Annotated in this window: 11 protein-coding genes and 1 tRNA gene; 3 read left to right on the forward strand and 9 right to left on the reverse strand. The window is 68.7% G+C overall.

Features of this window, described 5'->3' with window-relative positions; all coding sequences use genetic code 11:
- Positions 1–54: 54 nt before the first annotated feature.
- Entirely contained in the window at positions 55–2103 is a 2049-nt protein-coding gene (gene uvrB, locus Q0654_RS17365; protein WP_298856229.1) for an excinuclease ABC subunit UvrB, read from the reverse strand.
- A 306-nt stretch (positions 2104–2409) separates the two neighbouring features.
- Here uvrB and Q0654_RS17370 point away from each other — a divergent pair, with 306 nt between their 5' ends.
- The 3 genes from Q0654_RS17370 to Q0654_RS17380 all read left to right on the forward strand — a co-directional run bounded on the left by Q0654_RS17370 (position 2410) and on the right by Q0654_RS17380 (position 5055).
- On the forward strand, positions 2410–2952 hold the full coding sequence (locus Q0654_RS17370) for a GspH/FimT family pseudopilin (RefSeq protein ID WP_298856232.1): 543 nt from the start codon (positions 2410–2412) through the stop codon (positions 2950–2952).
- A 63-nt stretch (positions 2953–3015) separates the two neighbouring features.
- Positions 3016–3092, forward strand: a tRNA-Asn gene (locus tag Q0654_RS17375).
- A gap of 76 nt (positions 3093–3168) precedes the next feature.
- A complete protein-coding gene (locus Q0654_RS17380; protein WP_298856233.1) occupies positions 3169–5055 on the forward strand; it encodes an ATP-binding cassette domain-containing protein in 1887 nt (628 codons plus the stop codon).
- Between the two features lie 99 nt (positions 5056–5154).
- Here Q0654_RS17380 and Q0654_RS17385 read toward each other — a convergent pair whose 3' ends face one another.
- The 8 genes from Q0654_RS17385 to Q0654_RS17420 form a co-directional block, all read right to left on the reverse strand.
- Entirely contained in the window at positions 5155–5781 is a 627-nt protein-coding gene (locus tag Q0654_RS17385; RefSeq protein ID WP_298856234.1) for a methyltransferase domain-containing protein, read from the reverse strand.
- Between the two features lie 387 nt (positions 5782–6168).
- Positions 6169–7362 carry a HAMP domain-containing sensor histidine kinase gene (locus Q0654_RS17390; RefSeq protein WP_298856235.1) on the reverse strand — a complete coding sequence of 398 codons (1194 nt, stop codon included), beginning with the start codon at positions 7360–7362 and terminating at the stop codon, positions 6169–6171.
- On the reverse strand, positions 7359–8054 hold the full coding sequence (locus Q0654_RS17395; protein ID WP_298856236.1) for a response regulator transcription factor: 696 nt from the start codon (positions 8052–8054) through the stop codon (positions 7359–7361). The genes Q0654_RS17390 and Q0654_RS17395 overlap by 4 nt, the downstream gene beginning before the upstream one ends.
- 22 nt (positions 8055–8076) lie before the next feature.
- A complete protein-coding gene (locus Q0654_RS17400; protein WP_298856237.1) occupies positions 8077–9129 on the reverse strand; it encodes a type 1 glutamine amidotransferase domain-containing protein in 1053 nt (350 codons plus the stop codon).
- A gap of 127 nt (positions 9130–9256) precedes the next feature.
- Positions 9257–9607 carry a hypothetical protein gene (locus tag Q0654_RS17405; protein ID WP_298856238.1) on the reverse strand — a complete coding sequence of 117 codons (351 nt, stop codon included), beginning with the start codon at positions 9605–9607 and terminating at the stop codon, positions 9257–9259.
- A gap of 106 nt (positions 9608–9713) precedes the next feature.
- Complete coding sequence (locus tag Q0654_RS17410) at positions 9714–10121, reverse strand: ankyrin repeat domain-containing protein (protein ID WP_298856239.1); 408 nt, start codon at positions 10119–10121, stop codon at positions 9714–9716.
- Positions 10122–10887: 766 nt separating this feature from the next.
- Positions 10888–11586 (reverse strand): outer membrane beta-barrel protein, encoded by a 699-nt coding sequence (locus tag Q0654_RS17415; RefSeq protein ID WP_298856240.1) that lies wholly within the window; start codon positions 11584–11586, stop codon positions 10888–10890.
- Between the two features lie 402 nt (positions 11587–11988).
- Positions 11989–13326, reverse strand: coding sequence for an ATP-binding protein (locus tag Q0654_RS17420; protein WP_298856241.1), 1338 nt, complete (start codon positions 13324–13326; stop codon positions 11989–11991).
- Between the last annotated feature and the right edge of the window lie 101 nt (positions 13327–13427).

A 13427-nucleotide genomic window follows, 5' to 3' on the forward strand; every position in this document is an offset into this window, starting at 1 on the left:
CACAGCGCTCGGGCGTTCGACGGCGCGCGCGGCATGCCGCGCAAACGCGCCGTCTCACCCCACCAGCCCTTCGGACTTGATGCGGCGGATTTCGTCGCGGAGCTTGCCGGCTTCCTCGAACTCCAGGTCCTTGGCGTGCTTGTACATCTGCGCTTCGAGCTTCTTCAGCACGACGCCGATCTGCTCAGGGTTCATCTGCCGGTAGTCATCGCGCGGTTCGGCGACGCGGCGCTCGCTGGCGGTGGTGCGCCCGCGACCCTTCTTGGCCTCCGCCGGCTCGCTGCGCGCGCCTTCCATGACGTCGTTGATGCGCGAGACGATGGTCTTGGGCGTGATGCCGTGCTCGGCGTTGTAGGCGATCTGCTTGTCGCGGCGGCGCGCGGTCTCGCCCATCGCGGTTTCCATCGAGCCGGTGATGCGGTCGGCGTAGAGGATGGCCTTGCCGCGCACATTGCGGGCGGCGCGGCCGATCGTCTGGATCAGCGAAGGCGCCGAGCGCAGATAGCCCTCCTTGTCGGCGTCGAGGATGGCGACCAGCGAGACTTCCGGCATGTCCAGGCCCTCGCGCAGCAGGTTGATGCCGACCAGCACGTCGAACACGCCGAGGCGCAGGTCGCGGATGATCTCCATGCGCTCGACGGTGTCGACGTCGGCGTGCAGGTAGCGCACCTTGCAGCCGTGCTCGCCGAGGTACTCCGTGAGGTTCTCGGCCATGCGTTTGGTGAGCGTGGTGACCAGCACACGATCGCCCCAGCCGACCCGCTCGTGGATCTCCGACAGCAGGTCGTCGACCTGGGTGCGCACCGGCCGCACTTCCACCTCGGGATCCACCAGGCCGGTCGGCCGCACCACCAGCTCGACGATGTTGCCGTGCGACTTCTCCAGCTCGTACTTGGCCGGCGTCGCCGAGACGAAGATGCTGCGTGGCGCGCGGCGCTCCCATTCCTCGAACTTCAGCGGGCGGTTGTCGAGCGCGCTGGGCAGGCGGAAGCCGTACTCCACCAGGGTTTCCTTGCGCGCGCGATCGCCCTTGTACATGCCGCCAATCTGCGGAACGGTGACATGCGATTCGTCGACCACCAGCAGCGCATCGGGCGGCAGGTAGTCGAACAGGCAGGGCGGCGCCTCGCCGGGCATGCGCCCAGTCAGGTGGCGCGAGTAGTTCTCGATGCCCTGGCAGAAGCCAATCTCGCCCATCATTTCCAGATCGAAGGTGGTGCGCTGCTGCAGGCGCTGGGCCTCCAGCAGCTTGTTGTTGGCGTAGAACCACTCCAGCCGCTCGGCCAGTTCGACCTTGATCGCCTCCATCGCCTCCAGCACGGTGCGGCGGGTGGTGACGTAGTGGGTCTTGGGGTAGATCGTGTAGCGCGGCACCCGCCGCTGCACTTCGCCCGTCAAGGGATCGAACAGCGAGATTTGCTCGATCTCGCCGTCGAACAGCTCGATGCGCACGGCCTCGCTGTCGCTTTCGGCCGGATGCACGTCGATGACCTCGCCGCGCACGCGGTAGGTGCCGCGGCGCAGGTCGAACTCGTTGCGGGTGTACTGCAGCTCGGTCAGGCGGCGGATCAGCTCGCGCTGGTCGATGCGCTCGCCGCGCACCATGTGCAGCACCATCTGGAAGTATTCGTTGGGATCGCCCAGACCGTAGATCGCAGACACCGAGGCGACGATCAGCGCATCACGTCGCTCCAGCAGGGCCTTGGTCGCCGACAGCCGCATCTGCTCGATGTGCTCGTTGATCGAGCTGTCCTTTTCGATGAAGGTGTCGCTGGAAACAACGTAGGCCTCGGGCTGGTAGTAGTCGTAATAGCTGACGAAGTACTCGACCGCGTTGTTCGGGAAGAACTGCTTGAACTCGCCGTAGAGCTGGGCGGCCAGCGTCTTGTTTGGCGCCAGCACCAGGGTGGGCTTCTGGATCTGCGCGATGACATTGGCGATGGTGTAGGTCTTGCCCGAGCCGGTCACGCCCAGCAGGGTCTGGTGCGCGAGCCCATCCTCGAAACCTTCGACCAGGCGCGCGATCGCCAGCGGCTGATCGCCCGAGGGCTGGTAGGGCGAGACAAGTTCGAAGGGGATGTTGGCGGCTTCCGGACGGTTCATGGGCCTCTGGCAGGATCGGGGTTCGGGAATCGGGAATCGGGAATCGGGAATCGGGAATCGGGAATCTGCTGAGGCTCGGCGCTGCAGGCGAACCGCGCAAGTCTGGCTCCCGGATGCTGACACTGTACTGACAGCAGCGTGAGGCCAGCGGAGGGCCAGGCCACTCCGAGGCTTCCCAAACACGCATTGGCAAAACTCCTACCCGCACGCGGAGCCGCTTCCGATTCCGCCGAGACGAGCCGCTGCCGACACTGTGCTCCGTCGAGCGCGGCCCTTCGCCGCCGACGTTTCGGGGAGGCTGTCCTTATGCGTATCGGATTCGCGTATCGCTCGATCAGGGGCTTCAGCCTGATCGAGCTGCTGATGACGATAACCGTGGCTGGCATCGTGCTCGGCATTGCCCTGCCGAGTTTCCGCCAGATGATCGAACGGCAGGGCTTCATCGCCGCGCAGCACCAGCTGATGGGCGGGTTCCATCACGCTCGAACTCTGGCCGTAACCCGCGGCCGGCCGGCGGCGATCTGCCCGACTTCCGACGGGTTGAGCTGTCGCAGCGGCGGGGTCTGGGACGACGGCTGGCTGGTGTTCGTCGACTCCAATCGCAACGGTGCGCGTGATGCTGGCGAGGCGATCGAACGCGTGCAGCGCGAATCCTCGCCGCGCCTGCGCGTCCGCAGCAGCGCGCAGCGACCGATGGCGATGTTCCGGCCCAATGGCGGCAGCGGTGCCAGCAACCTGAGCCTGCGCATCTGCAGCGAGGACGGCCGCCTGCTGGGCGCGCTGGTGCTGAACAACACCGGACGCCTGCGGCAGGCCCGCCCGGAGTCGATCGGCGGTGGCTGCGGCTGACGGGGACTCGCGCAAGAGAGGGCTTGACCGCGGCCGCGGACTGACTACAATGCGCGGCTCTGTTCCCGAGTAGCTCAGCCGGTTAGAGCATCTGACTGTTAATCAGAGGGTCGCCCGTTCGAGTCGGGCCTCGGGAGCCACCATTCACAAAGGCCGGAACGCGAGTTCCGGCCTTTGTTCTTTCTGGCCTGTCGATCGCGCGAGCCGCTGCTGCCCATGATCGCCTTCCGTAACCTCGCCCTGCGCCGCGGCGAACGCCTGCTGATCTCCGGCCTCGATGCCGCCCTGCACGCCGGCTGGCGGGTGGGCGTGATCGGCCGCAATGGCTGCGGCAAATCCACCCTGTTCGCCGCCGTCCAGGGCGAACTGGAGCCGGACGCCGGCGATATCGACCTGCCCGGCGGCTTGCGCATGGCGGCCGTCGCCCAGGAAACGCCCTCCTTGCCCGACCCCGCGCTCGACTTCGTGCTCGGTGGCGACAGGCCTGTCGCGGAGGCCCTGCGCGCGGCCAGCGAAGCCGAAGCGCGCGGCGACCATGAGGCCGCGGCCACCGCGCACCAGCGCATCGAGGAGCTCGGCGGCTACGACGCCCGCGCCCGCGCCGGCCGCCTGCTGCACGGGCTTGGCTTTCCGGCCGATACCCATGATCGCCCGGTGGCCAGCTTCTCCGGCGGCTGGCGGGTGCGCCTGAACCTCGCGCGCACGCTGATGACGCCCGCCGACCTGCTGCTGCTCGACGAGCCCACCAACCACCTCGACCTCGACGCCGTCCTGTGGCTGGAGGAATGGCTGAAGCGCTTCGCCGGCACCGTGCTGGTGATCTCGCACGACCGCGAGTTCCTCGACGGCATCGCCACCCACACCCTGCACCTCCACGGCGGCACCGGGCGCCTGTACAGCGGCGACTACACCAGCTTCGAACGCCAGCGCGCCGAGCAGCTGCGCCAGCAGCAGATCGCCTTCGAGCGCGAGCAGGCCGAGCGCGCCAAGCTCAAGGCCTTCATCGACCGCTTCAAGGCCAAGGCCAGCAAGGCCAAGCAGGCACAGTCGCGGGTCAAGCGCCTGGAAAAGCTGGCCGGCACCGAGGCCGTGCGCGCCGAGCGCGGCTTCGAGTTCAGCTTCGCCGAGCCGGCCAAGCTGCCCACGCCCCTGCTGCGGCTGGACCAGGTCGACGCCGGCTATGGCGACACCACCATCCTGCGCGGGGTGAAGTTCAGCCTGGAGCCCGGCGACCGCATCGGCCTGCTCGGCCGCAATGGCGCCGGCAAGTCGACCCTGGTGAAGAACCTCGCCGCCGAGATCGCCCCCCTCAAGGGTGAGCGCGCGGCCCATCTCGAACTCAACATCGGCTACTTCAGCCAGCACACGGTCGAGCAGCTCACCGAAGGCCACAGCCCGCTGCAGCATCTGGCCGAGATCGCGGCGGGCGTGGGCGAGGCCCAGCTGCGTGCCTATCTGGGCGGCTGGAACTTCGCCGGCGACCGCGTGTTCGAGCCGGTCGACGGCTTCTCCGGCGGTGAGCGCGCGCGCCTGGCGCTGGCCCTGATCGCCTGGCGCAAGCCGAATCTGCTGCTGCTTGACGAGCCCACCAACCACCTCGACCTGGACATGCGCGAGGCCCTCGCCGATGCGCTGGCCGAGTTCCCGGGCGCGATCCTGCTGGTCAGCCACGACCGCCATCTGCTGGGCCTGGTCTGCGACAGCTGGTGGCGCGTCGCCGACGGTCAGGTCGCGCCCTTCGAGGGCGACCTGGACGACTACGCGGCCTGGCTGCGCAAGGGCGCCTCGGCCATTACCGCCGGCGTGGCCAAGCCCATCGAATCCGAGGGCGAATCAAGCGAATCGAAGGCCGACCGCCGCCGCAGCGCCGCCGAGCAGCGCGAGCGCGAGAAGCCGCTGCGCAACCGCATCAAGGCCATCGAAACACGGCTGGAGAAGATCGGCCGCGAGCTGGTGGAGATCGACAGCCGCCTGGCTGACCCGGCGCTCTATGCCGGCGACAAGGCCGAGATCCAGAAGCTGGTACAGACCCAAGGCAAGCTGCGCGGTGAACGCGATGCGCTCGAGGAAGAGTGGCTGACGGTGCAGGACGCGCTGGGCTGATTCGGCGCGTTCCGGTCCGGCCGCCCAGGCTTCAGCACGCCCGCTTTCGAGAGGCGCGAACGCTGGCGCCGCCGCCGGCGGCAGACGGCTTGCGACGCACTACCCTGCAGCCGCGTCACGCTGCAGCCGCCACACCCAGGCCGGCGGAAGATTCCATGGCACCCAGCGCATGCGCTCGGCGCGCAGACCCAGACGCGCCCGGATCGACCCAGGCACCGGGCAGCGCCATCCGTAGCTGAATTGAACAAAGCGCAGATCCGGCCGGCAGCAGTCGAGCACGGCCCGCAGAATCGCCTCGACCTGAGTCTCGCTCATCGCGCGTAGCGGCAGGCCAGACACCACTGTGACCGGCGCGTGTGCGAACTGCGCGGGCTGCAGCTCGGCCGCATCAAGTTCCATCACCTGCACCGCGGGGAGTTGAGAGCGCAGGGCTGCGGCGAATTCGGGCAGACGCTCGACCACGTATAGCGCCTCGGGCGCCAAGCCCGCCCGCAGCAGGGTGCGACTGAATACACCGGTGCCGGCGCCGAGCTCCAGCACTGCCCCCTGCAGCGGCATTGCGGCCCTGAGCATCGCCCGAGCCAGCGCTTCGCTGGAAGGCGCAATAGCACCGACGATGCGCGGGTGACGCAGCATGCGTGCAAGGAAGGCGCGCCATTCGCCTTTGACCCGGGTTGGAAGACGCTCACCTTCTACAGTCGCACAGCGCGCGGTGTGCTGATTCATGTGCAGTCCTTGCCGATGGCCGCACCAGTCGCGGCAGGTGAAGGCTGCGCTGCGCACCTCAAGCGAGGCTCAATCGAGGGTTCTATGGCAGATCTGACGCAAGGAGCTCGACGCACGCACGGCGCGGCCCATAGCGATCGGCGCGCGACATGCGCACCCTACAAGTTCGAGCGACGCCACGCCCCGAACCAAGCGGAACGTGCTGCGCGCATACGGTGCGCGACACGCGCACCCTACGGATTCGATTGACGCCGCGCGCCAAACAAGCCAGCCCAGACGTGCGCATAGGGTGCGCGTGTCGCGCACCAAGCCCCTTCGCGTAGCGCAACCCTGAGTGCGCCACCCCGCTTTCCTGCGCAAGCGCAGGCGACCCTGGACCGGAACGGATCACACGCCGGCAGTCTTCGCCATGGGACACAAGATGAGCTCCGCAGCAGCGCGGTCGATGCGCGCCACCAGTGTCCATTCGATCTTCGCCAGCAGCCGACGTGCCAGTTCAAGGCCCAGGCCGAAGCCCGAGTGGCTCTCGCCCCCAGGGACCGCGTTCCGGAACGCGATCCGCTCGGCGTCCAGTTGGATCTCGATCGCGCCCGGCGCGCCGTGCTGGATCGCGTTGACCAACAGATTGCCCAGCACAGCCTCGATGCCCGCCGGGGGCAGCGCCCAGCGCACGTCCGCATCGCCCGCGAGCACGAAGTGCTGGCCGCGCCTTGAGGCCAGCGGGGCGAACTCGTCAACGAGCGTCGAGAGCATCGGCTCCACGTCGAGGGCCTCGGCGACCGGCGTCGACTCGCCCAGCCACAGCACCGCCGCGCTGGCGCGCTCCAGCCGCTGCAGGGCACGACGCAGGCGAGCCTCCGCGGGCGCTTCGATCTGTTCACCCAGCGCCGCCATGGCGAGCCGCGCACTCTGCAGCGGCGTGCGCAGCTCATGGGCGAGAAAGCGCAGGGTCTCCTCCTCACGCTTCAAGGCCGCAAGCCGCGCATCCAGGGCATCGGCCAGTGCATGGCCAAAGCGCTGGAACTCGGCGACAGGCTGGGTATCGGCCGCGTTACGCAGCGACGACGCACTGGGCTCGCGCTCCAGCGCCTGCAGCAGACCCGTGGCCGCGCCCTCGATGCGGCCAACAAAGCGCCGCGCGAGCCAGGCGGCATGCAGCAGCAGAATCGCGAGCAGCACGGCAAGCACCGGCGCGGCCCGCCACAGGGCTTCGCTGACGCGCATTTCCTCCTGCGCATTGAACACGAGGAAGCGCGGCCCCTCGGCATCGGCCGCCAGCGCGCGCAGATGCACATAGCGGTCCTTGTCGAGGCGGAACTCGCGCAGCGCCCCGGGCTTCAGCGCGGCGAGGCGCTCCCGCTTCGCTGCCGGGAACGCATCGAGCCGCCACAGCTGCACCTGCGGCAGCGGTTCACGCTCCCCGGCCAGGGCGCGCTCGGCCGCCAACAGGCGGGCGTCGATGAAGCTGTCCTCCAGCACGTACAGCGCCACTGCAGCCAGCGTGCACAGGCCCAGCAGCAGCGCACCGCCGAACAGCGCCCACTGCACGCCCAACACACGCTTGAGCGAGCGCGGCCTCATGCGGTTCCGCCGAAGCGCACGCCGAGGCCGCGCTCACTGTGGATGGGGGCCTCGCCGAAAGCCTCGCGCAGGCTGCGGCGCAGGGCGTAGAGATGGGTGCGCAGGTCGTCGTCCTCGCCCGCCTCACCCCACAGCGCTTCGCCCAACTCGGCGCGGCTGACGCAGCCGGGGCTGGCCTGCAGCAGGCAGCGAAGCAGTCGGGCCGCAGACGCCGAAAGCTGCAGCTGCGTACCGGCACGCTCGAGCAAGCCGCGCTGCGGGTCGAGGCGCCAGTCATCGACCACGATCCAGCCGCCCGCGCGCGCCGGCACGTGCTTCGCCAGTGCACGAATGCGCGCAACCAGTTCGGCCGGCTCGAAGGGCTTGATCACGTAGTCGAGCGCGCCGGCCTCGAAACCGGCCAGCCGATCGGCGAGCGCGCCACGAGCGGTCAAGAACAGCACCGGCGCACTGTCGGGCTGCAGCGCCTTGAGCCGGCGACACAGGCTGAAGCCGTCCTCGCCGGGCAGCTGCACATCGAACAGCCAGAGGTCGAAGCGGCCCTCGAGCAGACGCGCCTGCGCCTCGCGGGCGTTGAAGGCATGCTCGGCCTCGATGCCGCGCGCCTCGAAGTAGTCGACCAGGCCCGCTGCGATGTCGAGGTCATCCTCGACCAGCAGCACGCGCAGAAGCTCTGGCGGACGCTCGGGCACGCGCAGGCGCTCCTTGGGCCGCTCAGGCACGCGCAAGCCGCATCAGATCGAACATGCGCTTGTACTCGCCGCGCATCGAAGCGATCAGGCCGTGCATCAGCAGCAGGCGGTTATCGACCGGCCCGAGCCCCGGCTTGGCGGCGCGCGCGGCGTCGTAGCCCTCGGCGTGCAGGCGCTGCAGCAGATCGACCGCGCGCTCTTCGCTGCTGCGCGGACGCACGGCGGGCTCCACGCCGAGCGCTCGCACCGTCGCCTCGGCGAGCGCCCAGGTCGACCACGGGTTCTGGCCGGTAATGACGCGACCATCCACAACCACATGCTCGAGGTACATCGGCGCCTCGCTGAACTCGCCCTCATCGGCCAGCGCATCCTGCAGCAGAAAGCCCAGGCGCTGCACGGGGTCCTCCATCAGGAACAGCTCCTCGGCGTTGCTGAAGCCGGTGACGCTGCGGCCCTGCAGCAGGGTCTTCCCCGGCGCGATCTCGACGCCAAGCAGGGCCGCCGGGCCGTGGCAGACGGCGCTGATCACGCCGCCGCGGGTGTAGACCTCGGCGAGGATGCGCTTCAGCGCTGCGTTGCCGTGCAGGTCCAGCATCGCACCCTTGCCCCCGACCACATAGACGGCGTCGTAGCGGGCCGGATCGACCGCGTCGAGGCGCAGCGTGTGCTCGATCGCTTCACGCGTGCGCGACTCGTTGAGGAAGGCGTAGTCGGCATCCACCGCATCATCGGTGTCGACCACCTTGGGCGGCGCCCCGCCCTCGGGACTGGCCAGTTCGACCTCGAAGCCCGCGGCCTCGAACACCCACCAGGCGCGCGACAGCTCGGTGAGCTCGAAGCCAGCGCGCCCCTGACCGACCAGGGTGCGCTCGGCACTGGTCAGCACCGCAAGGATGCGGCCGCGTGTCGGCGCCGGCCCCGTCGGCAGCCAGGCAAGATCGGCGCGCGTCGCCTGCGGATTGGCGACGCTGTGGCTGAAGTCGATGCCCGCCCACCAGACCCACAGTCCCAAAACCAGCAGCAGCGGCACCGAAGCCAAGCCCGCCACCCATCGCACCCATCGCCTGCGCCACATGTCCGAGCCTCCGTCGTTGAACCAGTGACGTCAGCGTGCCGGGGCTGTCTCAAGCGGGGCTCAATGCCCGGGTTGGGATTGGGGATAGGGCAAGGACGCAGCATCGCAAACGACCGAGTGAAGCCACCTAGAACACCATGACATGGTCGACCAGATAGCGGCCGCCCTGCTGCAGCAGCACCATCTCGGCCACAAAGTCACCGGGCTGCCGGGTGAAGCGCTGCTTCCAGACCACCGCGACCGAATCCGGGCGACGAAAGACCGCGACGAACTCCCGCTCGGCGAAGTAGCCCTTGGTGCTCTGGTAGTCCTGACAGATCCACTCCAGCTGCTGCCTGGACAGGCGCTGCTTGAGGCGATCGGTGAAGTCGCGGATGTGCCGGTCGTAATCGATGGCCGTGGATGCCTCCATCAGGTTGTCCATGATGGGGTTCGCCACCGACAGGATGTCAGCGTCCGATTTCGTAGCCAGATCCACCTGAGTCCTCCTTGGCGCCAACCGTTGGCGTGAGCGACATGCTGACATCGACGGCGCCCGAGGCGCTTCCTGCGCCTTGGAAGCAACCCAGCTCGCGCCTTCACCTTCAAGCGTCCAGAGCCGCGAGCCACGCAGCGACCTTCGCCTTGCCGCGTGAGGCCGCGAGCTGCGCGGGCGTGAGTCCATGAGCATCCGGGATCTTCGTGTCCGCACCCGCACGAACAAGCGCACGCACAACACCGAGATTCCCCCAACCCGCAGCCCAGTGCAGCGCGGTCATGCCGTCGGTCGACACCAGATCATGCCGTGCGCCGAGCTTCAGCAAGGTGCGCACCGCCGTGCGGTTGCCCCAAGCCGCCGCGCCGTGCAGCGGGGTCTCGCCGATGTCATCTCGGAAATTGACATCGTGCCCGCGCGAAACCAGGCGACGAAGGCGCCGCCACTCGTTGCACCACGCGGCGCCATGCAGCGGCGACTCCGCCTCGCCTCTCGCGCCCGAGCTTCGTTCACTCATGCGGAGCACTTCGTGTCATCGAACAAGAATGGAGTGTGGACTGGCACATCGAACCTCCGCAGCGACTCACTCCTGCGCAAGCGCCAACGCAAAGCGGCCCGAGATTACAGTGACAGCCCACGCGGCTGTCGTCTTCCTCACGAACGCGCAGCTGCTCCCGGCGCCGCCCTGCCAGCGCGGCAGCGACGACCGTCCTGATCTGCTTGATGAAGGCGTGCCTGAGCCCGTCGGGGTCTTGAGCGCTTCCCAGCCCCGCGTCGCGGATCGGGTGTTCTTCAAGAAACATCGGTTCGTCATCCCCGCGAGGAGCCTGTCCTCGCGGAGGCAGGGACGGGTTTCCAGAATCGGGGCCTCGCATCTGGGCCCCCGCCTTCGCGGGGGCGACGGTGAGGGAGGTCGGGCGAGAGGTCTGCTTGTTGAGCGCTTCCCAGCCCGGCGCGGTGGATCGGGTGTGCTTCACGAGAGCAGGGCTCACACGCTCGCGCTGTCGGCAGGTGCGCGCTCGCGGGCGACCGCGGCCGCCGCTCTGTGTCCACCCTGCGGGTCGCGACGAGCTCGCTCCTGCACACAGCCAGTCTTCGCGGGGCGGCTAGCGAGTCCCAAGGGTGCAGTTTCTCTCGGGGTGCGCCTCGTCGGCAGCCCGCGGGGCCTTACCGATAAAGGCCCCGGATTCCCGATCAACCCACCTCACCAACCTCCACCCCGCGAAGTCAAGCTGACCTCGCGAGGCAGGCGGCAAGCGCATTGGGTACGCGCGTTGGCCGCATCAGAACGCGTAGCGCGCACCCACGCTCAAGGTCGTGATCTTGCCCAGCTCGTAGCCGGCGAATACTGCGACCTTGGGACGGACGTACCAGCGGCCGCTCAGGCCGACCAGGACGTCGGCGTCGAAGACATCGGAGCCCTCGGTGGCGACGTCGCCCACCGAGGTGTAGCGCGCGTGGCCCTGCAGGTGGACGCTCGGGCTCGCTGCCCAGATCACGCCGACCTCGCTGCCAAAGCCATCTTCGCCGCCGTCGGCCGGGAAACGGAAGTTGGCGACTTCTAGATTCTTCAGCTCGGCGCTGTCGAAACTGAGGCGCCCGTAGAGACTGGTGCGCGGCGAAAGCGCGTGCGCGTAGCCGACGCCGATGCGCCAGCGAACGACGTCGAACTCACCGTCGATCGTCTCGGGGCCGCCTCTGACCTCCAGCTCCTGGCCGGCGTTGGAGTACTCGCCGAACACGTGCATGTTCTCGCTGAACTGCCATGCGCCACCGATGAAAACACCGCCACCTGCATCCGCTTCGAGTTCGAGCGGGGTGCCGCTGCCCGTGAAGGTACCAGCGCCCTCCACGTCGTTGACGAAGGCGCCGACGATGCCGCCCTCGATGTAGTTGAAGCCGATGTCCTGTGCGCCCGCTGCCGCCGGGGCGCCGAGCGCGAGCGTCAGCGCAAGCGCGATCATCCGTTGTCGCGTGGTCATGTGTTTGCTCCTTGATGAGTTGGTGAATGCGACCGGCTGCTGCGGGCCCGGCTGTGTGGGTCGGGCTGAGCCCGGCCAGGCGATGGTGTTGAGGCTGTGCCGACTGCCGGCCCGTTCGCCATGAAGCCGAGGGCCGTGGCAACGGCAGCCTGGGTCACTCGTGGGTGGCGGTCCGCGTTGCGGTCCGTGTCGGAGTGCGGTGAGGCGGATTGCGACCACGCCACCAGACTCAGGCGGCGGCAAGCCTAGGCCGCGCTTCGCGAATTCCGCGTGTCGATCCGGTTGCTGCGCGCGCTTCTGCGCAGAGGGTTTACGCCGGCGCGTTCGCCCGGTTCCACGCGTACCCAACACATCCAGTGCGCGAACGCCGCGCGGCCAACGGTCGCCGCAGCATTCGGCAGCTCACTCCCCACTCCCCAATCCCGAATCCCCGCTCTCCAGCCACACCTCCGCCCGACAGCCGCGAGCATCATCGCGATTGCGCAGCGTCAGCCGCCCGCCGTGGCCTTCGACGATCTGGCGGGCCAGCACCAGGCCGATGCCGGAGCCGCCGGGCTTGGTGGTGAAGAAGGGCACGAACAGGTTGTCGCTGCCGGACAGGCCCAGGCCCTCGTCGAGGATTTCGATGTGCACTTGGCTGCCTTCGGCGCGGGCGCGGATTTCGACGCCACCATGCTGGGCCAGGCTGGCCTCGGCGGCGTTCTTGACCAGGTTGATCAGCGCCTGCTCCAGCTGGTCGGGGTCGGCAGCGAAGCGCAGCTCGGGCAGGGCGCCGAGCTTGACCGGCACGCGCTGTTCGAGGGCGGCGACGCGCCGCAGCAGCGGGGCCAGCTCGACCTCGCGGCGCTGCGGCGGCGGCAGGCGGGCGAGCGCGGTGTAGCCGATCATGAAGCGGTTCAGGGCTTCGGCACGGTCGCCGATCACCTGCAGGCCGGCGTCGACGTCCTCGCGCCAGTCTTCGGGCAGGGGCTCGCGCGCCAGCACGCGCACCAGGGTGCCGGCCATCGATTTGATCGGCGCCAGCGAATTGTTCAGCTCATGGCCGAGCACGCGGATCAGGCGCTGCCAGGCTTGGCGCTCTTCTTCGCGCAGGGCGCGCGAGAGGTCGGTGATCACCAGCAGGTCCTGCGGGCGGCCGGCCGAGCGAAAGCGGAAGCGACGCACGTCGAAGCGGCCTTCGCTACCGCCAAAGCTGCGCTTCAGCACCGCGGCGGTTTCCACGGCGAGGCAGTCCTCCAAGCCAAGTTCGGCGGCACTGCGGCCAGCCGCGTGGCTGCGGCCGAGCAGTCGCAGGCCGGCGGCGTTGACCAGCTGCAGGCGCGAATCGGCGTCGAAGCTGAAGAGGGCGATGTCGATGGCTTCGATCACTTTGGCCAGCAGCGCGCTCGATTCCTCCACTTTCAGGCGCTGCTCGCGCAGGGTGGCGGACAGCGCATTGACCTCCCAGATCACTTCACCGATCGCATCGCCGCGCTGGGCGCGCGAACCGCGCAGGCTGAAGTCGCCTTCGCGCAGGGCTTCGAGCAGGTTGGCAAGCGTGTACAGCGGGTAGACCACGCGCTGCTTCAGGCGCAGGGCCAGCAGCAGGCTGGCGATGGCGGCGCTGACCAGCAGCGGCGTGCGCAGCCGGCTCAGGGTGTCGGCGGGCAGCCACAGCAGCAGGCCGATGCAGAGTACGGCCGGCAGCAACAGCAGGGCGGCATCGAGCAGCAGGCGGCGCTCGAAGTTGGGCTTCAGCATGCGGGCGCTGCGCTGTGGTTCGGCGCTGCGTAGGAGCGCACGGCGAACACCGCCTGCGCGAGGACGGGTGCAGCAAATGCGGCAGGCGGCGTCCGAACCGC

Source organism: uncultured Aquimonas sp., from assembly GCF_937888285.1.
Lineage (GTDB): Bacteria > Pseudomonadota > Gammaproteobacteria > Xanthomonadales > Xanthomonadaceae > Aquimonas.

What these genes read in the sequence shown, in the direction of transcription:
- uvrB (WP_298856229.1), bottom strand. Translation starts at nt 2,103, where the DNA reads ATGAACCGTCCGGAAGCCGCCAACATCCCCTTCGAACTTGTCTCGCCC.
- Q0654_RS17370 (WP_298856232.1), top strand. Translation starts at nt 2,410, where the DNA reads ATGCGTATCGGATTCGCGTATCGCTCGATCAGGGGCTTCAGCCTGATC.
- Q0654_RS17380 (WP_298856233.1), top strand. Translation starts at nt 3,169, where the DNA reads ATGATCGCCTTCCGTAACCTCGCCCTGCGCCGCGGCGAACGCCTGCTG.
- Q0654_RS17385 (WP_298856234.1), bottom strand. Translation starts at nt 5,781, where the DNA reads ATGAATCAGCACACCGCGCGCTGTGCGACTGTAGAAGGTGAGCGTCTT.
- Q0654_RS17390 (WP_298856235.1), bottom strand. Translation starts at nt 7,362, where the DNA reads ATGAGGCCGCGCTCGCTCAAGCGTGTGTTGGGCGTGCAGTGGGCGCTG.
- Q0654_RS17400 (WP_298856237.1), bottom strand. Translation starts at nt 9,129, where the DNA reads ATGTGGCGCAGGCGATGGGTGCGATGGGTGGCGGGCTTGGCTTCGGTG.
- Q0654_RS17410 (WP_298856239.1), bottom strand. Translation starts at nt 10,121, where the DNA reads ATGAGTGAACGAAGCTCGGGCGCGAGAGGCGAGGCGGAGTCGCCGCTG.
- Q0654_RS17415 (WP_298856240.1), bottom strand. Translation starts at nt 11,586, where the DNA reads ATGACCACGCGACAACGGATGATCGCGCTTGCGCTGACGCTCGCGCTC.
- Q0654_RS17420 (WP_298856241.1), bottom strand. Translation starts at nt 13,326, where the DNA reads ATGCTGAAGCCCAACTTCGAGCGCCGCCTGCTGCTCGATGCCGCCCTG.